The 18,391-nt window shown below is 64.8% G+C and carries 23 protein-coding genes; 4 read left to right on the top strand and 19 right to left on the bottom strand.

Features of this window, described 5'->3' with window-relative positions:
- Nucleotides 1–94: 94 nt before the first annotated feature.
- From CLG85_RS01735 to CLG85_RS01710, 6 genes are read right to left on the bottom strand one after another with little or no spacing between them, the layout of a single operon-like run.
- Complete coding sequence (locus tag CLG85_RS01735; RefSeq protein WP_095880487.1) at nucleotides 95–2,191, bottom strand: hypothetical protein; 2,097 nt, start codon at nucleotides 2,189–2,191, stop codon at nucleotides 95–97.
- A gap of 9 nt (nucleotides 2,192–2,200) precedes the next feature.
- A complete protein-coding gene (locus tag CLG85_RS01730; RefSeq protein WP_095880488.1) occupies nucleotides 2,201–4,288 on the bottom strand; it encodes a phage tail protein in 2,088 nt (695 codons plus the stop codon).
- Nucleotides 4,278–4,721, bottom strand: a complete 444-nt coding sequence (locus tag CLG85_RS01725) for a DUF6950 family protein (RefSeq protein WP_095880489.1) — start codon at nucleotides 4,719–4,721, stop codon at nucleotides 4,278–4,280. The genes CLG85_RS01730 and CLG85_RS01725 overlap by 11 nt, the downstream gene beginning before the upstream one ends.
- A complete protein-coding gene (locus tag CLG85_RS01720) occupies nucleotides 4,714–5,301 on the bottom strand; it encodes a hypothetical protein (RefSeq protein WP_095880490.1) in 588 nt (195 codons plus the stop codon). The genes CLG85_RS01725 and CLG85_RS01720 overlap by 8 nt, the downstream gene beginning before the upstream one ends.
- Nucleotides 5,298–5,972 (bottom strand): hypothetical protein, encoded by a 675-nt coding sequence (locus CLG85_RS01715; protein ID WP_141244400.1) that lies wholly within the window; start codon nucleotides 5,970–5,972, stop codon nucleotides 5,298–5,300. Before CLG85_RS01715 ends, CLG85_RS01720 begins: the two co-directional genes overlap by 4 nt.
- Nucleotides 5,969–7,990 carry a hypothetical protein gene (locus tag CLG85_RS01710; protein ID WP_141244401.1) on the bottom strand — a complete coding sequence of 674 codons (2,022 nt, stop codon included), beginning with the start codon at nucleotides 7,988–7,990 and terminating at the stop codon, nucleotides 5,969–5,971. Before CLG85_RS01710 ends, CLG85_RS01715 begins: the two co-directional genes overlap by 4 nt.
- 18 nt (nucleotides 7,991–8,008) lie before the next feature.
- Between CLG85_RS01710 and CLG85_RS01705 the strand changes: the two genes are divergently transcribed.
- Nucleotides 8,009–8,308, top strand: coding sequence for a hypothetical protein (locus CLG85_RS01705; protein WP_095880493.1), 300 nt, complete (start codon nucleotides 8,009–8,011; stop codon nucleotides 8,306–8,308).
- Nucleotides 8,309–8,310: 2 nt separating this feature from the next.
- Here CLG85_RS01705 and CLG85_RS01700 read toward each other — a convergent pair whose 3' ends face one another.
- From CLG85_RS01700 to CLG85_RS01675, 6 genes are all read right to left on the bottom strand, one after another.
- Nucleotides 8,311–9,021: a hypothetical protein gene (locus CLG85_RS01700; RefSeq protein WP_260348326.1), complete on the bottom strand. Its 711-nt coding sequence runs from the start codon at nucleotides 9,019–9,021 to the stop codon at nucleotides 8,311–8,313.
- Nucleotides 9,022–9,032: 11 nt separating this feature from the next.
- Nucleotides 9,033–9,509, bottom strand: coding sequence for a hypothetical protein (locus CLG85_RS01695; RefSeq protein WP_095880496.1), 477 nt, complete (start codon nucleotides 9,507–9,509; stop codon nucleotides 9,033–9,035).
- 24 nt (nucleotides 9,510–9,533) lie between these two features.
- Nucleotides 9,534–9,923, bottom strand: a complete 390-nt coding sequence (locus CLG85_RS01690; protein WP_095880497.1) for a hypothetical protein — start codon at nucleotides 9,921–9,923, stop codon at nucleotides 9,534–9,536.
- 2 nt (nucleotides 9,924–9,925) lie between these two features.
- On the bottom strand, nucleotides 9,926–10,408 hold the full coding sequence (locus CLG85_RS01685; protein WP_095880498.1) for a hypothetical protein: 483 nt from the start codon (nucleotides 10,406–10,408) through the stop codon (nucleotides 9,926–9,928).
- A 70-nt stretch (nucleotides 10,409–10,478) separates the two neighbouring features.
- A complete protein-coding gene (locus tag CLG85_RS01680; protein ID WP_176476444.1) occupies nucleotides 10,479–11,195 on the bottom strand; it encodes a phage antirepressor KilAC domain-containing protein in 717 nt (238 codons plus the stop codon).
- 14 nt (nucleotides 11,196–11,209) lie between these two features.
- Nucleotides 11,210–11,587 (bottom strand): hypothetical protein, encoded by a 378-nt coding sequence (locus tag CLG85_RS01675; protein WP_141244402.1) that lies wholly within the window; start codon nucleotides 11,585–11,587, stop codon nucleotides 11,210–11,212.
- Between the two features lie 368 nt (nucleotides 11,588–11,955).
- On the opposite strand from CLG85_RS01675, the gene CLG85_RS01670 reads away from it, so the two are divergent.
- The 3 genes from CLG85_RS01670 to CLG85_RS01660 all read left to right on the top strand — a co-directional run bounded on the left by CLG85_RS01670 (nucleotide 11,956) and on the right by CLG85_RS01660 (nucleotide 13,316).
- Nucleotides 11,956–12,438: a hypothetical protein gene (locus CLG85_RS01670; RefSeq protein WP_141244403.1), complete on the top strand. Its 483-nt coding sequence runs from the start codon at nucleotides 11,956–11,958 to the stop codon at nucleotides 12,436–12,438.
- Between the two features lie 192 nt (nucleotides 12,439–12,630).
- Nucleotides 12,631–12,933 carry a type II toxin-antitoxin system HigB family toxin gene (locus CLG85_RS01665; RefSeq protein WP_095880503.1) on the top strand — a complete coding sequence of 101 codons (303 nt, stop codon included), beginning with the start codon at nucleotides 12,631–12,633 and terminating at the stop codon, nucleotides 12,931–12,933.
- 11 nt (nucleotides 12,934–12,944) lie between these two features.
- Entirely contained in the window at nucleotides 12,945–13,316 is a 372-nt protein-coding gene (locus CLG85_RS01660; RefSeq protein ID WP_095880504.1) for a helix-turn-helix domain-containing protein, read from the top strand.
- Nucleotides 13,317–13,441: 125 nt separating this feature from the next.
- Here CLG85_RS01660 and CLG85_RS27640 read toward each other — a convergent pair whose 3' ends face one another.
- The 7 genes from CLG85_RS27640 to CLG85_RS01625 all read right to left on the bottom strand — a co-directional run bounded on the left by CLG85_RS27640 (nucleotide 13,442) and on the right by CLG85_RS01625 (nucleotide 18,388).
- The gene (locus CLG85_RS27640; RefSeq protein WP_375796891.1) at nucleotides 13,442–13,702 is read right to left on the bottom strand and encodes a phage minor head protein; all 261 of its coding nucleotides are present in this window, start codon (nucleotides 13,700–13,702) and stop codon (nucleotides 13,442–13,444) included.
- An 810-nt stretch (nucleotides 13,703–14,512) separates the two neighbouring features.
- A complete protein-coding gene (locus tag CLG85_RS01650) occupies nucleotides 14,513–14,896 on the bottom strand; it encodes a head-tail joining protein (RefSeq protein ID WP_260348323.1) in 384 nt (127 codons plus the stop codon).
- Entirely contained in the window at nucleotides 14,893–15,306 is a 414-nt protein-coding gene (locus tag CLG85_RS01645) for a hypothetical protein (RefSeq protein ID WP_095880507.1), read from the bottom strand. The genes CLG85_RS01650 and CLG85_RS01645 overlap by 4 nt, the downstream gene beginning before the upstream one ends.
- Entirely contained in the window at nucleotides 15,306–15,665 is a 360-nt protein-coding gene (locus tag CLG85_RS01640; protein ID WP_095880508.1) for a hypothetical protein, read from the bottom strand. Before CLG85_RS01640 ends, CLG85_RS01645 begins: the two co-directional genes overlap by 1 nt.
- Before the next feature lie 61 nt (nucleotides 15,666–15,726).
- Entirely contained in the window at nucleotides 15,727–16,785 is a 1,059-nt protein-coding gene (locus tag CLG85_RS01635) for a major capsid protein (RefSeq protein ID WP_095880509.1), read from the bottom strand.
- A gap of 13 nt (nucleotides 16,786–16,798) precedes the next feature.
- The gene (locus CLG85_RS01630; RefSeq protein ID WP_095880510.1) at nucleotides 16,799–17,242 is read right to left on the bottom strand and encodes a hypothetical protein; all 444 of its coding nucleotides are present in this window, start codon (nucleotides 17,240–17,242) and stop codon (nucleotides 16,799–16,801) included.
- Between the two features lie 3 nt (nucleotides 17,243–17,245).
- Nucleotides 17,246–18,388 carry a hypothetical protein gene (locus CLG85_RS01625; RefSeq protein WP_095880511.1) on the bottom strand — a complete coding sequence of 381 codons (1,143 nt, stop codon included), beginning with the start codon at nucleotides 18,386–18,388 and terminating at the stop codon, nucleotides 17,246–17,248.
- Nucleotides 18,389–18,391 lie beyond the last annotated feature (3 nt).

Here is an 18,391-nt window from a genome sequence, read left to right as displayed (position 1 = left end):
ACCCCCAAGAAAAGCCCGCTGAAGCGGGCGCAAGTTGTCGTGTCGTGGTCGCCTCCCAGCCAAGGATCGAAACTTCGCCGGGCAGCGATTTCAATCAGTAGTCGTTCAGCACGTTGATCGGGAACCACGAGGTTCCGTCCGAGCGGAACGTGATGAGGTCGCGCCCGGTGGCCAATGTGGTCTGCACCCAGGTCGCCGGGACAATGAAGTCGCTGCCGAAGGTGATGGTGCGCGCCGCGCCGCTGGTCGATGCCTGGCGGAAATCGAGGGTCAGTTCCCAGCCGTCGATCTTAGTGTCCGGGTTGTTGACGGTGAGCGCGCTATCTTCCATCTGGATGCGGTGGTGAAGTGCCACCTGCGGGTCAGGCTTGTAGGTGGAAACCACATCCGCATCATACCGGCGCTTGTCGTTGCGGTTCACGACGATGGTATTGCTCCCGCCCTCTGAGGTCGGGGCCAGCGCGGTCGAGGTGAGCTCTGCGTCGGTGGTGATCTCGATGTCGCATTCGACGCTGCCAGAGGTGACCCGCGCACCGCGGGCAGGACCATTCGTGAAACCAGCGTTCCGCTTCCCGACGTGGCCCCGTACCTTGATCCGGGTACCCTGCGCGATCTCGAAGGCCGGCGTGGTTGCCCCGCCAACGCGGTTGTCGCCGTCGCTGTCGGCATTCAGAAGTGCAATATCCGAGCAATAGGTGCCGGAGCCAGTGAAGGTGAACCCGCGCCGCGCTGCTTCCTGGGACATGAGGTTGACGCCGTAGACGCCGCTGGCCTTGAAGAAGTGGAAGTTGTCGCTTTCGGTGGGGTTGATGCTCTCATCGGTCTCGGGGTCCGTGGTGTTATAGGCCCCAGCGCCCCAGCCCTTGCAGTCCGAAATTCGGAGCTCCGATCCGGAGATATAGAAAGCGTGACCGTAGGTGTTGCCGATGTTGTAGTCGGTGATCTCACAATCAGCGCTGCCGTACTCGAGGCCGTTCTTGCTGATCTGGTACAGGCGACCATGAGAGAGGCGGCTGTCGTTGATGAACTGCCCGAGCTTGATGCCAACACCCGCGATCCCGCGACCATGAAAATTCTCGACATGATGGACCGGCGCCGGTCGTGTCGGGTTCGTCCAGCCCGTGTGGTCAAGGATCAGGCCACCAATCGCTTCGGTCTGATTCCCGCGGTTGCCGAAGATGTCGATGTTGTAGAGCTGGACGCCTCGCTTGATCCACGATGCGTCAGTCTTATTCCACAGGCGGAGGAGGTACAGATCGCCGCCATCGTCCGCGATGGAAGATTTGGCACGCAACGGCGATCCGTCACCGCTTTCCGGATTATAGCGCCGCCCACCCATGTCGAGACGCGTCCCCGGAAGAAGGTCGAGAAACTCGACCGTCACGCTCTCATCAAGGAGCAGCGTTCGGTTCTGGTCCTGAGCATATTGGATCGCGGCCTGAATCGCAGCCGTGCAGTCCCCTGTCTCAAGAGAGGTGTACCCGGTGAACCATTGCGGACGCAGCGGACTGGTAATGGTCGCCGGCCCTGCTGGAGGGCCCAACTTCACACCGCCATCGGTTTGCCGCACCCATGAGGTCGCCGCGGCATCCAGCACGACGTAGGCTCCGCCCTCCTTAATCGCCCAGCGGTCGCCCGCCGCGACGTTGACCGTCACCGTCTCGCCGTTGTGCGTGAGGCTGTTTTCGCCATAACCGATTGTGCTGTCCTGCACTTGCTGCACGCTGTCGAAGCCAGTTCCGGTCCCGACCAGGGCCATGAGCGCGGCGGCGTTCGCCGATTGTGCAGCAGCCATGGCATCCGCAGCCGCGGCGACTGCCTGCGCCAGAGCATCCGGCACGTTCGGCACGGGCGCAGGCAATGCAAGAATGTCGTCGAGGTCGACCGGCCCCGCACCGCTGATCGCAATGACACCGAGACGCCCCGGCACGGGCAATTGGGTCCATGGATTGCGATAGAGGTACCCGACATCATACGTGACCTGCAGGTCGGTCGAGGCAGTGCGGATCAGCTGCACCGAGATCGCGCCATCCTCGACAGTTGCCACGATGGGCCCAGGGAGCGCGACCGCATCCAAGTCCGCGTCCTTATCCCAGGATCGCAAGGTGAAGATGATGTTCGCGCCATCGGGCATCACGGAGCCATCGGGCAGATAAATCCTGCCCGTCACGGTCGTGCGGAGAAATGCCATGAGTGCCTCTTAGGTGACGGTGAGGGAGTAGGAGCCGACCGGCACGCCTTCGACGCCCGAGCCGGTGATCGGCACGGCCCAGAAGTAGGCGGCGCCGGTGGCCGAAGTGGCCGTGACGTCGAAGTCGGCGAACGACCCAACCGGGATCACGCCGGAGATGTACGACGCCAGAGCGAAGTCATCGGCGGTGGCGCGGTAGATGATGACGCCGGCCGTGTTGGTGCCGGCGGTGCCGGTGAAGTTCACCTCGCCGACGTCGGCGGTGGCGGTGTCGACGGTAAGCACGCCGGGCGCGGTACCCGAGGCGGTGACGATATCGGGCGTCGCCGCGATCCACGTGCCGTTGCGCGTGGCGCTCTGGTTGCGGACCTCGACGACATAGTCGGCCCCCGGCACCAGGCCGGTGAAGACCAGCGCGGTATCGTCCTGCGTCTGCGTCAGGACGATCTCGTCGCCGTTGATGTCGGTCAGCCGGGCGCGCTGCTGATAGATTTCGTCCTGCGCATCCCAGCTAACGGTGATTTGCCCCTGCGCGCTGCTGACTGCCGTAACGCCGGTCACGTCATCGACACCATCGTCTAGGCCGGTGACTTCCGTGATCTCGGGCCGATCCGGCTCCTCGGTCACCGCATCGAAGTCGAAGTCGGAGGCCTCGACCGTTTGCGCGGTGATGTCGAAGGTGCCGATGCTGGTGCGGGCCAGCTTGCCGATCTCGAAGACGGCGTCGATCCCGGCCTCGGCGTGCTCGATCTTCACGAAGCGCTTGCCGATCAGCTCGTAGCCGATCATCCCGATAGTACCCTCGAGCTTCCAGCGGGCTCGCTTCATGAGGCCGATGCGCTTCGCCACGCGCTGCGCCTGGTTGTGGTTGTCGATCGCGAAGAGTTGAGGCGTCTCACGCACCCGTCGCGAAGCCTCGGAGAAGACGTAGGCCCCGCCCGGGAACTCCCGGTAGTGGTTGTCGGGCTCGGTGTACTCCGGCGCGATCTCGGTCGGTGCGCTGCTGCCGGTCTGCCCCTCGCTCGGGCTCAGGCTCCAGAAGTCGGTGTCGGTCAGCGTCACATCCGGCGCGATGTAGCGGCCCACGTAGAAGCCCGCCTTGCCGTCCGGTCGCTCGTAGAGGAAGGCATCACACGCGGCGCAGAGCTGCGCGCGCTGCGTCTCGAAGTCCTGATCGTCGGAGATCACCGTGTTGATCGTCCAACGCTTTTGCGTGGTCACGCCGTCGCGCTGCAGGACGTCCTCGTCGCAGACGTCCGCCTCGATCGCCACGTCATCCCAGTCCACCTCGATGCCCTGCACCTCGGTGAGCCACCAGGCGAGGATCAGCGCGGCGTTGTTGGTGTAGCCGGTACTGTCGGTGCGCGGATCGTAGATCCCGGTGTAGCCCTCGAAGACCGGCGCATAGGCCCAGATGATCTCGCCTGGGTAATACTCGGTCAGGTGCTCCGGGTTGCCCGGCGCCTTGCCGCGCACGACGCAGCCCGAGAGCCCCTTGAAGTCGTGCGCCGCGGTTAGCTGCGGGAAGTTCGCGTAGACGTCCGGGTGCAGGAGCTGGGCGGGCGAACCGAGGAAGGGCCAGAGCTTGCCCTTGCCGCCGACATCCGGCTGGCTGATGCTGTTATCATCCCCGACGTTGATCTCGGTGACCGGGCGCTCGTCGATGTAGTGCGTGACGATGCCGTTGATCGGATGCGCAGCGATCACGCAAATGTTGTAGCGGTACTTGCCCGACTTCTCGGTGAAACCGAGGAAGCCGCCGTTGCGCACCTTGCCGAGCGCGAACTGCGCATAGGTCACCGGCTGTGCAGGGTTGCGCATCTGGACGGAGGGCTTCGCAACGGTCGGCGCGGGAGACAGAGCCTGCGCAAGAACCGAAAGGCCGATGCCCACCGTTGCATTGATGACGACTCCGCCAATGGCCGAGGCCGCAAAGGTCGCCCCTGCCGTGGCAGCGGCGCCTGCGGCAGCACCACCGACAGCGGCAGCCGTGGCCGCGCTGGCCCCGAACGCGCCGAGGACGAACCCCACGGCCTGAGGCGCATGGACCGGCTGCGGCAGGGTGAGCGCGGTCGAGCTGTGCAGATTATTCCGCATAGCCGACCCCCCAGATTGCATAAGGCCGGACAATCCGCGGATCGAGATAGGTCACACAGTCCTTGCCCTTGCTGATCCACTGCCGGCCAAGCCAGATGGCCCCGATGGGAAACCGCTCGCCGTAGCGCTCGCAGACGGCGATATCGCCGCGGCGTGGCGCCCCGACGCGCGGCAGGCCTCCAATGGTCTCGAAGCAGCGCTCGAAGGCCACCACGGGCGCGGTCACGATCTTGGTCAGCCGCTGGCAGCTCGCGGGATCGTCGTACATCCCGCGCAGGTGCGCCATCGGGTCGGCGCCCTTCAGGCGCCACACCCAGTCCGCAACGGTTGTGCAGCAGTCCATTTCGCCCCACTGGAACTCGCGCAGGGACCAACGGTTCATCTCCTGCATGATGGCAGGCACGTGAACCTCGGCGGGGATGATGTCAGTCATTCCAGACGGTCCCCTTGAACTCGCTGGTGGGAAGGAACTCGAGCGAGGGGTTGCTCTCGCCGATCAGCTCGGCATGCCCCTCGGTATTCATCGCGATGCGGCGCGCGGTACGGCGCTTTTCGCTGTAGGCCTCGAAGCCGACCCAGATTTCACGCTGCAGCGGCCCGGTGAGCGTCTTGCCCATGGTGCGCATGGTCCGGCGGGCCCACTGCCGCGGCGCCAACCTCGGAGCCGAGAACTCGTGCGGCCCGGCCAGCGGCTGGACAAAGAAGTCTATGGGCCGCCCGTCGAGATAGGCCGCGCCATATTCCTTCAGGCTCTCGATCACGTTCGGTCCGTCCGGGTCCTGTAGGAAGGCCATGCCGACCTTGCCCGCCGGCGCCACGCCGTTGATCGCGCTTTCCATCCCCGAGAGGGTCAGCAGTTGCGAGCCGTACCAGGGCCGCCCGAGGCTATCGGTGAAGACACCATCGGTGCCGATCATGAAGCGCGCGATCCCGTCGGGCGTGTCGAGCGCCACGAGGTCGAGACCCCACACGACAGGGTCGCGCGGGTTGAAGCTCTCCGGGAAGAATCTCATCTGGTCAGGACCTCGCGGAACTCGATGCTTGGGGTGCTGACCAAGTGCTGACCGTAGCCAGCACGCCCTGCCATGTCGTCGATTACCTCAAAGCGCCCCGTGCCGACCAAGCGAATGGTGTCCCCGGAGGCGATGGCCGCTCGCAAGGGCATCTGAATCCCGAGCAGGTAGGTATCCATCCCTTCGGGCGTCACGCTGGTGATGCCCATGGGCCAGTCGTCGGCGCTGATGATCTGTCCCACCACGGGCGCCAGCCCCATGACCGGAATACTGATGCGGATCTGCGAAGCACCTGCCGCCGCGGCCTCTGCCGCAACCGCGACCGGGCCGATGTAGGCTTCGGCACTGTTCGGCAATGTGAGCTGGTTGCCGAGCGCGGCCTGCTGATCGGTGAGCATCTTGAGCGGGTTGAAGACGCCGGGATCGATCATCGGAAGCTGGTAGATCCCCGCCCTGCCCTGAGCCGACCAGCGCAGCGCCCGCCATCGGCCGATGAGCTCCCGAGTGTGGGTGAGGGAAAGGGAGCCGACCCAGCGCGGGAAGCGGTTGAAGACGACCTGGGTCGTGTCCGCGGTGCTCTCTGTGCCCGGCTGCCCGCGCCAGTCGATGTCCCAGTCGATCGAAGAAGTCTCGAGCAGGTCGAGTGGCACTGTCACAAGGGGTCGTGTCATCCGGTCGTGCCTCGCTCGCGGAATGTGTTCGCTGTGCTGCCGAACTGCCTTCTCTGCGCGGCACCAGCCGCCGCGAGGCCCTGAGCCTGCTCGTAGCGTACGCGGCCCATGATTGAGCCGTTGTCGGATAGGAACAGCTCACCGCTGGTGAACTGCGGCTGTGCGCCCTGCCCGCCCAGCTGATGGTTGGGAACGACAACCCCCGACGTCTGCGGGACCATCAGCTCGGGCCCCTTCTCGCCGACGACATACGCCCGGTTGGCGCTGACCGGCCCGCCGCCGGCCCGGAAGCCGTCGATGATTGAGCCGATGAAAGTGCTGCTCGCGTCAACGCCGTCGGTCGAAATGCCGAAGGCCTTCAGGAGGGCGAGTTGCGCTTGCACCTTGGCAAACTCGATGAGCGCGTTCGCAGCCCAGTCCGAGATCGAGGTGCTGTTGTCGAAGAGCGCGTCGGTGAAGCCCGCCACGCCGTCCTGCAGGTTCTGAAGGCGATCGGTGCTGCCTTCGAGGTCGTCCATCGCCTTCTGGTGCGCCTCGTCCACCATTGCCATGCCGACAGCGAAGTCGACCGCGGTGATCTTGCCTGCCGCCAGCGCGTCGTTGAGGATCTTCTGGTTGTCCGCATACTCGCCGTTGATCGCGGCCAGCGGGTCGAGGCTGCGCTTCAGGCGCTCGAAGGCGTCGGCGGCTTGTTGTGCCTCGCGCTTTGCCTTGTCGGCGGCGCTCGTGCCCGACCGGCCGGTGCGCTTCTTCGGCGGATCGGGCAGAACAGTGCCCTCGCTGAGGAACTCTTCGGTGGCCGAGCGCATCGAAGACTGCGCGCCGCCGTATGCCGCGGCGCCCATCCCGAGTTCGAACTGACCGCTCTCGATGCTGGCTTTGGCCTGTGCCATGCGCCAGGCGTTGCCCGCCGCCTCGCGCAGGATTCCCGCGAAGGTTTCTGCTTGGCCAATCGCGTTCGAGAAATCGATCTGCTTGACCGCGTCCACCACATCGAAGGCCGCATCGGACAGTGTGTAGGTGCTGTCGACGACTTCCTGCACCTTCCCGCGCTGCTCCTGCATGAGCTGCAGCGTCTCGGCGAGGTGCTGGATCAGCGCCAGCTCCTCGTCCGATCGGTCCCCGCTGAGGTCGGCCAGCGTCTGCGCGGTCTGGACCATGTTCTGCATGACCGCGATCTGCGCGTCGAGGTCGCCCGCAGCGCTGTCCAAGGCCGCTTGCTGGTTCAGGAACTCGCCTGTGAGCTGGCGGGCCTCTGCGCGAGCGTCCCGCTGTGCATCAGTGAACGCAAGCATGATGTCGACGTCGAAGAAGTCCGCAATGCCCCCGCGAAGGTCACCGCCGCCACCCCAGTCGGCCCCCATCATGTCGGCGATGGACTGGTTGATCGCGTCAATCTTCCTCTGCGCCTGCGTGCGGGAAATCTGCTCGAGAACATCGAGCGTGGACCGCATGCCATCTGCCGCGGCCCCGTAACGATCGCGCAGTTCGTCGGTCGACATCATGGCGAGGTCGGCGGCGCCTACGTATGAATTCAGCGCGTCTCGGAGTTCATCCAGGTTGTCGGTGAATTCCTTCGCCTCATCGCCAGCGCCGATCAGCGCAGGCAGGAAGGAGCCCGCAAGCGCCGCGGCGCCACCGGCGAGGACGAGCGGCAGGCTACCAAACAGCCCGAGCATGTCCGGGATCTGCACCATAACCGCCTGCATCCACATGCCGTTGGCCGCGCCGGACTGAGCCATCTGGTTCAACTGGAACGACATCTGCCGCATAACGTGCTGGCCGCCGCCAGCCTGCTGGAACATCTGGCGCATCGGAGCAGCGGCGGTGCTGAATCCGTCGCCAGCCGCGACGGCGCTGTCTTTCACCCCGTCCATGGACGTGGTCATGCTTCGACCGGCCGACACCACCCTTTTCTCGGTGTCGGCGGCCTTGTCCCCGAGACGGTCGAGGTCGGTAGTGGCCTTGACGACGCCGCGGCTGTCGGCGGAAATGCCGAGACGTGCAATATCAACCATTTGGACCTCGGAGTTCACATGCTTCTACTGAAGATTTCCTATGCGATCGCGTTTCTCGCGGCCGCCGTCTGCGCCGTGTTGGCCGTGGCTGAAGGAGAACTATTCGCGTTCACCTACGCAGTGCAGGGCTTTATCGCCGGCTCCCTGATCGCGGGGCTCGACAGGGTGGTCACGCTGCTGACGCCGGTACCGACGCCAGCGCCCGCCGCTCAACCGCAGCCGCCGCTTGCATCTACAGAGGCTCGCACTGTGGCAACGCCCGATCCTGATGAGCTGGACAAGCGCATCGCTGCCGCGAAGTTGCGGCACGGCAGCTGATGTCAGGCGCCGTCTTGGGCCATCGGGTGGATACCGAACGGGTCTTCCCCGAGGCTGATTCCTTCAAGGTATGCAGCCGACATTTCCCGGATGAGGTGCCGTTCGCCCTCTGACGCCCAGGGGGCCGCCGTCGCGATCTCGGTATACGGCACCCGCGCCATTCCCATGCCGGTGGCTTGCGCGGGGCCGACCCGGGTGAAGAGTTCCAGATAAAGGGAAGCGGCGCCTGGCATTTCCGGCAACCGACTTCCGTTCTTCTGCATCCGGTTCTCCTCCCACCCCTGAGGCTTTCCATGGAGGTAGCCGAGGCACTTGGCCCAGAAGGTCAGTTCGTCCCGGCACTCGCGAAAAAAACTGCCCCGGTCCCCCGCGAAGGCCTCAATCTGCTCGACCACCCAGACCCAGCCGGGCTTCTCAATGAGCGCGCGCACCTTCTCAACTGTCTCGGTCTCGCCGGAACCACCACGCATGCCGATGAGCGCCGCTTGGGCGCGGGCGACGCGCATCCGCTCCAGCAGCGCGGTCGCCGACTCTTTGTCCTTCGAGCGCATTGCGCGCCGGCGCAGCTCGCGCTCGGCATCCGCGACGGCCTCGGAGTCGTAGCCCTGCACGGTCAGGAAACCGCCAAGCCCCTCACCCGTGCCAGGATGCTTCAGTTCGAATTCTGCGCCCTCGGAAACGACGGCGCGGAGGTCAAGGTTCGTCAGGTCCATTCTCGTTCTCCTTATGCCGGCTCGGTGGCTTCGACAGCTGTGGCGTTCTGGCGGAAGCCCACCTGGAAGCCCTTGTAGCTGGTCGTGGTGCCCTGGTTACGCTGGTGGCTGTGCGCAATGCCCTGCGCGTAGACCACAGGGTCTCCGGACTGCAGAGCGTTGTCCGTGCCGGTGCCATAGCCGACCTTGACCGCGCAGGCGCCGGGGTAGCTCTGGGCGGCGGCGATGAGGGCGGTCTGCCCGGCGTCGCTGGCCACGTCTTCGAACTGCGCCTGGCTATCCATGCCGGTGCCCGCGCCCTTCACTGCCTTGGTGAAGCCGGTGGTCAGGTTCGGCACGTCAATCATCGCATCGGTTTTTCCGAGTTGCGGCTCCTGAATCAGGCCGTTGACCTGCACCCAAGTGAGCGCCTCGAACCCGGCAGCGTTGTTCGTCGCGGGAAGCGTGGTGGAGATGTAGAGCGTGGCTCCGATGTGGCTGTCCGACATGGTCTGAGCTCCTATGCCATGATGTCAGAAGGTGAAGGTGCCCCGGATGATGACCGGGACAGAGTAGACGCCGTCGGTCACCGGCAGCGCGGTACGCGCCTCGGGCGCGCGGTCGATTTTGACGCCGTCGAATTTCACGCCGACCGGAAAGCGAGCGATGAGAGCCGCGACCAGAGCGTCGCTCTCGATCGCGTATTGGCCGACGGGCCATGCCTTGGTCTCCACGCGCACGACGATTTCCGGGAAGGCTCGGGTCTTCCCCGAGATCGTCGCGGGCTGCTGCGCGCCGCCGGCGGCCTGAACCACGTAGCGCGGCAGGCCCTTACCAGGCCCGTTGGGCAAAGCGATGTTGGGCGGGGCGGTCATCGTGACCACCCGGCGGATCAGGGCCTGATGGCCCGCGGTGATGCTCATGATCAGTCCTCGAAGAGCCGAGCGTTCTGGTCGACGATGACGCCCCAGTTCTGGACGGCGTTGCGGACGAAAAAGCGCCCGGGCACGTCGACGTCGCCCCCGGCGTATTGGCTGTCGCCGTCGCCGTTGTCGTCGCGGGTGCGGAAGCCGTATTCCATTGGGCGCGCGTGCGGCGCGGTGAAGACTACCTCGGCCGCCCCGCCGAGTTGCAGCGTGCCGAGCGAGGCAACGAAGTAGGGCGGCGCGTCGTTTCCGCCCTGCCCGGTGATCGCGCCGTTCACGCTCACCTCGACGCTGTTGATCAGCTCGCCCTCGTCGACGGGCACGTAGCCCTCCTGGAAGGTGCCGCCGGTGTCCTTCACGCTGGGCTGGCGACGGGTCATCATCTCGCTCACGTCCTGCACCGAGGCCTTGAAGACGAACTCCATGTTAGCCTTGGCCTTTTCGGTCATGCGGCGGACGTCGGCGGCGAAGTTCTGCGTCATGCTTGCCTCCACGCGTCTTGGGCGGCTCCCGGAGGAACCGCCCTGCGTCTAGCTGGTGCTTCTGAGCCGATCAGGCTTCGCGCGCCACTCCGGGGATCAGCTTTGCCAGCTTCCCGAGCCCCTTGGCCGTGATGCGGACCTGCTCGGTGATCTTTTCCGAACCGTCTGCCCTCAGCACCGTTGTGCTCTTGTGCTCGAGGTAGCCGACGTTCGTTTTCGACTGATATCCGAGCCAGTTCGCACCGCCGGTGCGCTTGTAGATCCAGCCATTCGAGGCGAGCCAGGTGAAGAGGTCCTTCGGGCGAAGCCCGAGGTTCTTGGCCGCCTCGGTGATGCTGAGAGAGCCGTCTGCCTTCGTCAGCCGCTCGTGCGCCGCCACGTCCTCGCGCATCTCTTCGATCTGGGCATTCTGCATCGAAAGCGTGGCCTGTGCCTCGATGAGCGCCGCAGCCATCAACTGCGGGCCGGAGAGCATCGCTGGTTTCGCTTCGAGTTCTTCAAGGCGCTTGATCACCCGGAACCGAAGGTCCGCTCGATAGCCGGTGATCAGAGTTACGGTCAGGTCTTTAGGAAGGCGGAACTCACGCCGCCATTCGCCCTTTGCGTCTGGATACTGCGCCTCGAAATCAACCGCCCCAAAGTTGGGGGCGTCAATATCTCGTAGCATCCTCTCAATATCGCGCAACACATGGTCATGACGCTTCTCGCAAAGCTCCGCGATCTCGCGGCTGCTCATGGTCAGCGCTTCGCCGAACATTGCCGGGGATACTGCTGCGATCTGGTGCATACTCTGGCGCTCCATCAGACCAGACCTCCCCGCAGGGAAGCGACTGCCGTCTCAAGCACCTCGCGGTGGCCGTACTGGAAGTCGGCTTCGGTGCTGTCGGCGATAACCCATTCGAGCTGCGCCACGGCGCCGTCATGCGTGCGCGGCGTGGCCTCTTGGATGCGCTGCGCGAGGTCTTCGGCCTTGGTCCAGAGCGCCTTGTCGTCCGCGCTGCCCTCGGGCGCTTCGTCCCACTGGGCACGCGCTGCCTTCCACTGGTTGAGCCAGTCGGGGATCGGATCAGGGTCTGGCGTTTCGGTGATCGGCGCCTGGAAAGCGACGGCCGGGGTTGCCGCCAGCAAGGCGGTGATTGGTGCGGACTTGATAAATCCGCGGCGATTTAGTACTTTCACTTGGAATTCCCTTTGAACGTGGATTTCAACCAAGGCCGGATGGAGTTGCCGCTCCGCCGGCCTTTACTTTTGCGTGGTTGGTTGTTGCTCGCCATCAAGCCCCTTCCTCAGCAAATTGCGGATCGCGTCGGCTCTGGATCTCATGCCAGCAGGCACTCCCCACGCGTCCACTTCCGCTATCAGTTCGTCCGCAAGATCGACTACGATGCGCGATCTTGCCCCGCGCTCCACAGCGTTCTGCGTATAAGGGTTCATCGGCCTTACCTTTCCTCTTGCACACATCATGTCACTATATTTGTTAACTAGACTTACAATTGTCAACAGAAATGTGCGGGCGTATGTCACACGAGTATACAAGAGGCTTACACATGACTTCGGACACTCCAGAAAACATCCAAGATACGAGCCCGGCGACCAGGCGTAGAGTGTATGAACTTCCAACTGAACTGGTCGAAAGAATCGTTGAATTCCAGAAGGATAGAGGCCTTCCATCCGAAGTTGAGGCTGCCAGGAGACTGCTTGATCAGGCCCTCAAGAGCCGAGACACTATCGAATCTCTTGTTGGACGGTACCTGTCCGCATTGGGACCTGGCATTGAGCCTGGAGAGGCTGCCGGCGTCGTACTATCCGGGCATCCACTCGTCCGTGGGATAGATTTCGAAGATGACGGGATCGCCTTCCGATTTCAGAGTCCAAACAAAGACGTTCAAATCGTCAACGTTCGAAGCAGCGAAGACATTGAGATCACCACCCATGGAAATGGGCACTATCCGCAGACGCTCAAGCTCTCCTACGATGCATCTCGTCCTGTTGGACATCGCTTGGATGTGCCGGATGAACTGCCATTCTGAAGACCCGTGCAACGGCCTCTATTCCCGCACCTAACGCCGCCCACCCTCCTCCACCTGCTCCACTGGTATGGCCTGTTCTGTTTTCGTACCGGCCATACCGCACTCAGCTGCATAAGACCTTAGGCAGTCACATTTGACTTGAAACTCGCACGCTCCGGCGTATATTCCCAATACGGGAACACAAGGCCAGACATGCGGATCATCGCAAGGAACACCATTGTCGCTTTCGGGAACACGCACCCGGCTGCGCGTGCTTCGCTGGATCACTGGTATCGTGTTACCGCCGCTGCCGAATGGGCGACGACGAGCGACGTGCAAGCCTCTTTCTCAAAGGCCAAAGTTCTGAACGCCGAACGTGTCCGCTTCGAAATCGCCGGTGGTGACTTCCGCCTGATCTGCGCGTTCGACTTCCGGCGCAGCGTGGCGTTTATCAAGTTTGTCGGCACCCACGCCGAGTATGATCGCATCGACGCCCTAACGGTTTCGCAGTTCTGAGAGGATTGGATATGAGCATTCGCCCCATCCGTACCGAAGAAGACCACCGCGCCGCTCTTGGCCGGATCGAAGCTCTTTGGGGAGCCGAACCCGGCACTCCTGACGGCGATGAACTTGATATTCTTGTGGACCTCGTGGAGCACTATGAGGACAAGCACTTCCCCATGCCGGAGGTCGATCCTGTTGAGATTCTCAAGGCCCATATGGAAGCTACAGGCCGCACCCAGGCCGATCTTGCCAACCTTCTTGGTTCTCGCCCTCGCGCTTCTGAGGTTTTGAACCGCAAACGGGCGCTGACCGTGGAAATGATCTACAAGATCAACAGCGAGTGGCAGGTTCCCGCTGGCTGCCTCGTGAAACCATATCATCTGGTGGCCGCGTGATGGCTTTCCGTGACCCTGTTTGACATCATCGTCCCGGTCGCCGCTCTCGCCATTGCTGGCGCAGTCGTTTTCGTCGTGCGCGTGACCGACAAGCCCTCTAAGCACCACCCGGCTGAGTAGCCCGGCTAGGCCGCGAGCCCTTCCTTGGCCCGGCGCCAGCGCGCCACCGCCCGCCAGTCCGTCCTAAAAGTGCAGCTACAGCGGCAGTTGATCGTTTCCGCCGCTGGTGCATCCTCGTCATGCGGCCAGTCCATCGCAGCGCCGGTCACGGGGCTGATGAATTGCTGACCCCACTTTACCTCGGCCCCGCCGAGCGCGCGGTGGCTGTCTCTCGTGCGCGGGCCGGGCGTTGCTTCCCAGCGCTTGCTGACGTGCTCGGGAAGGATTTCCCCCCCGCTCGATCATCTGGACCACGCCCTCGGCGCGCCCGGCGTTCATGGCCCGGTTTCCCTCGGACCGGCTGATGGTCTTCGCCCGGGCATGCAGGAGGCGCTCTGAGTAGCGCCCGGTGATGCGCTCGATGTCGGCGACGCTCAGCGGCTGGCCCGCCTCGATCGCCTTGCGCACGACGCTGTCGAACCGCTTGTCGCGAAGCGTGCGTGTGAAGTAGCGGACGTCCAGCGCATCCAGTTCGCGCCGGGCGCCGCGCACTGCCCGCGCCTGCCGGGAATGGAGACCGATCAGCGCGCCGGTCTTCTGGTTGCCATCGGTACGCCCGAGCAGCTCGCGCGTCACACGGCGGTAGGGCCGCGCCTGCTCGACTGCCTCAGTCAGCGTCTCCCGGATCAGCTTCTCGGTGTCGTCCGTGATCTCGGTGATCAGCGCCGCGCTGTGCCTGCGCGTCCACGCCTCCGCGTTCGGGTGCCGCCCGTCGAAGCGAATGATCAGCGGCCCCTGCGAGCCTATCGAGACGCGCTTTGGGAGGTTGGACAATTGCCATACTCCCCCCTGGTAGAACGCCTCGGAAATGGCACGATCGAGCGGGGCGAAGAACTCGCTGCCAAGCTGGATGGCTGCGACCACCTGCTGCACCCCGCCAGCGATGTCGCCGGTCTCGATCGCGCGCTTGATGGCTTCGTCGATGGCGCGGGCCTGCGCGGTGCTGCGGATGTCCTGGATGGCGCGCTCGAAGGCGTCGCGCAGCTGGGGCGCGACCTTGTCGAGTTCTGCGAGGAAGGCAGCGCGCGTGTCGGCCATCAGTCCTCGCCCTTTCGTGCCTGGCATTCCCAGTACAAGACCACGCCCCCCGGCTGGATCGCATCCACGTTCACGATGCTGAAGGTCTTGCCCGCCACGGTCAAGGCGTCACCGTTGCGCGGGTCGGTCTCGGCGTCGGGGGCGATCATCGCCTTGACGTCCTGAGCGGCGATCTGGGTGCCCTCTCGGTCCCGGGCGCTGTACTGGTCGAGAACCACGGTGCAGGCATAGTCGGTCGCGCCGCCCGGCGTCGGCGGATAGGTGGTCTCGTCGGCGCCGGTCACACGGGTGATGGTCCCCACCAGCGGCACCCCGCCGCCCGTCTCGGCCCCTGCCTCTGCGATCGCGGCAGCCACTTCCGCGGCGATATCCGCCCCGCTCACAGGCCCGGGCTCCGGCCGATGCTCATCAGGAAAGCCGGGGTCTTCCCGCGCTCCAGCATGTAGGGATAGAACATCGCCTCGATCGTGGTGCTGATCGGGGTGGCCGCCTCGGCCCCGCTCGCGTCGCCGCGCACGGTCCACTGGATGCTCCCGACCTTGGTCAGCACCTTCTGCTGGTCGGCGGTGTAGGTCTTCGAGAAGAAGCCCGGGTTGGTCAGCTCCAGCTTCGCCGCCTCGTAGGTGGCCTCGTCGACGACCTGATCGGGCGCCGAGGAGGTCAGCCGGTTGAGGTAGAACCGTGCGACGTAGTCGGACCCGCGCACCAGCGCCGCGGCGCTGTCGGCGTCATCCGCGACCGTGTCGCCCCGCGCCGCGGCGTAGGCGATCCATCCCTCAACCGTGGCAGTCATCAGCCGCGATCCGCCTTCACGGCCTCAGCGATGCCCGGCCAGAGCTGGTCGCGCTCTGCGGCCGCGAACTTGGCGACGCCTTCGTCGAGGAGAGCGTTGATCTCGCGGACGTCCGGCACGCCCTCGGCGCTGAAGTGCTCGTCGTCAAGCACCTTGGCAGCCTCGGCCAGCAGCGCCTGACGCTCTTGGGCCGACTCCTGCACAGCACCGGTGGCCGGGTTGGTCACGGCGACGCGCTCGGTCAGCACGCGGCCCTTGTTCAGCAGGAAGCCGGGCACCTTCTCGCCGTCGAACTCGACGATATCGCCGACCTTCTGGCCCTCGACGCCCTTCTTGGTGATCTCGAACTTGGTCTTCATGAGGAGACTCCTTTGCATGACCTCTGGCAATGAGCCGAGCGAACCCGGCCCATCACAGAGGTCACGACGAGTGCGCGATACCGCAGTTGCCCTCGGCGTCGGTTTTGATCTCGAGCGCCTGCGCCGCCATGACGACAAAGTTGTAGTCGTCCTCGGGGTTGGCGCGGAACTGCTGGCGGGTGGCCATGGGCATGGCGTTCAGCACCTGCACGACGCGGCGGTCCTTGACCACGGCGAAGATGGTGTCGGCGGGCACGTCCGAGGCCGGGATGACCTCGCGGACGCCACCGTTCTCGAGCACGCGCTGCGCGATGGTCTTGTTCGGGTAGGCCGCCGAGAAGTCGGTCTGGGTGGCGTAGAACCAGTCGTCCCAGTTGACATACAGGGTGGCGGGCACCCGGTAGTTGTCGCCGTGCAGCAGCTTCAGGGTCGCGTTCACGTCCCCCAGCCACTCGGCGCCGGTGCAGGCCGAGAGGTCGTTGGTGGTCGAGCGGGTGTTGCGGTTCGGGTGGTTGCCGAGACCGTACAGCTGGTCGCCGCCGACGACGATCTTGCTGTTGCCGTTGATCGCCATGCCCTCGAGCATCTTCGCCACCTTGAACATGGAATTCCGGCGGGCGGCGCCGTCGAGCTGGAAGCCCTCCGACTGGGCCGCGGCCATCTGACGCCAGCCGAAGCTGAACGTGCTGTCCACGATCGGCAGCGGGGTGCCCTGGTAGGTGATCTGCGGCTGGTCGGTGCGGGCCTTGGAGCGGCCATCCATCGAGACATGCGCCTCGCCGGAGTCGCTGATCTGCTGGAAATAGTGGACCAGCTTGCCGATCTGCATGGGCATGCCCACCGAGCCCGCCAGGTCACCGAAGACGGCCAGCACTTCGCGCTGCACCTCGATGCCCTCACGGTCCCAGATGCCCCAGACGTCGCGCGGAAGGGCCGACGCGTTGCCGATGACACCGGCGGCGTTGCCAAGCATCTCTTCGAAGCTGGTATCCCGGCGGGCGGCGGCGGCGCGGTTGGCAGCGATCACGCGGCTCTGCTCATCCGTCGCGAGCGCGAGGCGGTCGGGGATATCCACGCCGCTCTCGGCGCCCATCGGGTGACGGGAGTTATAGACGAACATGTGTGCGTCCTCCTTATGCTGCGGCGATGTTGAACGAGTTCGCAATACGAACGTCGTTCAGCGTGCCGGCGGTGATTGCGCCCGCCACGCCCTCGAAGAACGCGACGACGCGTTCCCCGGCAGCAGCGGCGGTGAGATAACCGGACGCGCCGATGGTGAGCGGAGCACCCTTGGCGTAGGTCGCGGCTGCGAGGCGGGTCTGGTAGATCTCGCCGGGGCGCGGACGGTAGGCCACGCCGGTGTCACCCGAGGCGTAGGCATCGCCGACACCCTGGTCGTAGAAGCGGCGGTTGGAGAGGATCAGCAGATCCGCCTCGATGTCGGCCGCCGTGGCGACGGTGAGGGCCGTGGCGCTCTCGGTCACGAGAATGCCCGGCAGGTATGCGCCCGCCACGGTCTTGTCGGAGACAGTCTCCGGCTCGTCCTTGATCGGGCCGCGGTAGATGACGTTCGCCATGGATTAGGCCTCCTTCTGCTTGGCGGCGGCGTTCAGGCTGAAGCCATCCCACTCGTCCTTGTCGCTGGAGCCGCCGAACGCGCCGTTGAGCGCGGCGGCCTTGCCAGCCGTGGCCTTGGGCGCCAGGGCGCGCAGGGTGTTCAGCGGGGTCGCCTTGGCGGTCTCCTCGTCGAGGATGTTCGCCTTGACCACCTTGGCCTCGAGTTCGGCCTTCTCGGCGTCCTCCTTGGCCTTGTTGGCGGCGTCGAGCGACTCGACGTGGTCCTTCAGCGGCTTCACCGCCTCGCCCACGGCGTTGGCGATGGTTTCGCCGATCTTCGACAGGCCTTCCTCGATGGCGTTCACCTTCGCGGAAAGCTGCTCAAGCTGCTTGTCGTCAGCCATGTCTGCTTCTCCTTGATTTGCAGAGGGTTCCCGCTCTGAGGCGCCCGGCAGGGCATCCATGATGGCGGATTTGATGCGCTCCCACGTGGAAGCGCGCTCGCGCCGCTCAAGCGCACTGAGCAGGTGCATCCCGGCCCAGTCGAGTTCCTGGTCGGCCATGTCGATGGCCGAGTTGATGACCTCGAGCTCTTCCGGCTGGCCGGCGGAGTTGACGAACATGCCGACGCCCTGATCGGGTGTGGCCGCGCCCTCCTCGTCCAGCAGGATCGCGTCGTGGTCGAAGTCGATGTCCCGGGCGATGTGCTTGTAGGCGACGTCGCCGTTGGCGGCCTCGAGGTTGCACAGCAGGCCGGTCGAGGTGTGGATCGGCTCGCCCTTGTCGACTGCCTCCAGCACCGCCTTGCCGCGCTCGGACTGGTTCGCCGTCTGCACGTCGATCACCTTGTCGAGCAGCACCCGCCCGCCCTCGCGGCGCGCGTTCTCGTTCCAAGCGCCGATCCAGCCGATGTTGATGCCCTCCGGGTCACGGGCGCTGACGAACTTGCCGTTGATCAGCGGGTGACCGGCGGGCGCCGGCGTGCGGTTCAGGCTGGCGAAGCTCTTCTCGATCTCGTCGGCCGGGTAGAGGATGTTGTTCATGACCACGTCGTCGGGCAGCGTGGCGCTCGGCACGATGATCACGTCGCGCCCGTTGCGCTTCTCGCGGCGGGCAGCCTTCGTATTGGCCAACGCGCGGACGTTGACCCGAACTCGTTTCGTCATGGG

Source organism: Alloyangia mangrovi (assembly GCF_002300555.2).
Lineage (GTDB): Bacteria > Pseudomonadota > Alphaproteobacteria > Rhodobacterales > Rhodobacteraceae > Salipiger > Salipiger mangrovi.
This window is presented reverse-complemented; position numbering and strand designations above follow the sequence as displayed.

Coding starts and splice junctions, on each gene's coding strand:
- CLG85_RS01735 (WP_095880487.1), bottom strand. CDS start 2,191: ATGGCATTTCTCCGCACGACCGTGACGGGCAGGATTTATCTGCCCGAT.
- CLG85_RS01730 (WP_095880488.1), bottom strand. CDS start 4,288: ATGCGGAATAATCTGCACAGCTCGACCGCGCTCACCCTGCCGCAGCCG.
- CLG85_RS01725 (WP_095880489.1), bottom strand. CDS start 4,721: ATGACTGACATCATCCCCGCCGAGGTTCACGTGCCTGCCATCATGCAG.
- CLG85_RS01720 (WP_095880490.1), bottom strand. CDS start 5,301: ATGAGATTCTTCCCGGAGAGCTTCAACCCGCGCGACCCTGTCGTGTGG.
- CLG85_RS01715 (WP_141244400.1), bottom strand. CDS start 5,972: ATGACACGACCCCTTGTGACAGTGCCACTCGACCTGCTCGAGACTTCT.
- CLG85_RS01710 (WP_141244401.1), bottom strand. CDS start 7,990: ATGGTTGATATTGCACGTCTCGGCATTTCCGCCGACAGCCGCGGCGTC.
- CLG85_RS01705 (WP_095880493.1), top strand. CDS start 8,009: ATGCTTCTACTGAAGATTTCCTATGCGATCGCGTTTCTCGCGGCCGCC.
- CLG85_RS01700 (WP_260348326.1), bottom strand. CDS start 9,021: ATGGACCTGACGAACCTTGACCTCCGCGCCGTCGTTTCCGAGGGCGCA.
- CLG85_RS01695 (WP_095880496.1), bottom strand. CDS start 9,509: ATGTCGGACAGCCACATCGGAGCCACGCTCTACATCTCCACCACGCTT.
- CLG85_RS01690 (WP_095880497.1), bottom strand. CDS start 9,923: ATGAGCATCACCGCGGGCCATCAGGCCCTGATCCGCCGGGTGGTCACG.
- CLG85_RS01685 (WP_095880498.1), bottom strand. CDS start 10,408: ATGACGCAGAACTTCGCCGCCGACGTCCGCCGCATGACCGAAAAGGCC.
- CLG85_RS01680 (WP_176476444.1), bottom strand. CDS start 11,195: ATGCACCAGATCGCAGCAGTATCCCCGGCAATGTTCGGCGAAGCGCTG.
- CLG85_RS01670 (WP_141244403.1), top strand. CDS start 11,956: ATGACTTCGGACACTCCAGAAAACATCCAAGATACGAGCCCGGCGACC.
- CLG85_RS01665 (WP_095880503.1), top strand. CDS start 12,631: ATGCGGATCATCGCAAGGAACACCATTGTCGCTTTCGGGAACACGCAC.
- CLG85_RS01660 (WP_095880504.1), top strand. CDS start 12,945: ATGAGCATTCGCCCCATCCGTACCGAAGAAGACCACCGCGCCGCTCTT.
- CLG85_RS01645 (WP_095880507.1), bottom strand. CDS start 15,306: ATGACTGCCACGGTTGAGGGATGGATCGCCTACGCCGCGGCGCGGGGC.
- CLG85_RS01640 (WP_095880508.1), bottom strand. CDS start 15,665: ATGAAGACCAAGTTCGAGATCACCAAGAAGGGCGTCGAGGGCCAGAAG.
- CLG85_RS01635 (WP_095880509.1), bottom strand. CDS start 16,785: ATGTTCGTCTATAACTCCCGTCACCCGATGGGCGCCGAGAGCGGCGTG.
- CLG85_RS01630 (WP_095880510.1), bottom strand. CDS start 17,242: ATGGCGAACGTCATCTACCGCGGCCCGATCAAGGACGAGCCGGAGACT.
- CLG85_RS01625 (WP_095880511.1), bottom strand. CDS start 18,388: ATGACGAAACGAGTTCGGGTCAACGTCCGCGCGTTGGCCAATACGAAG.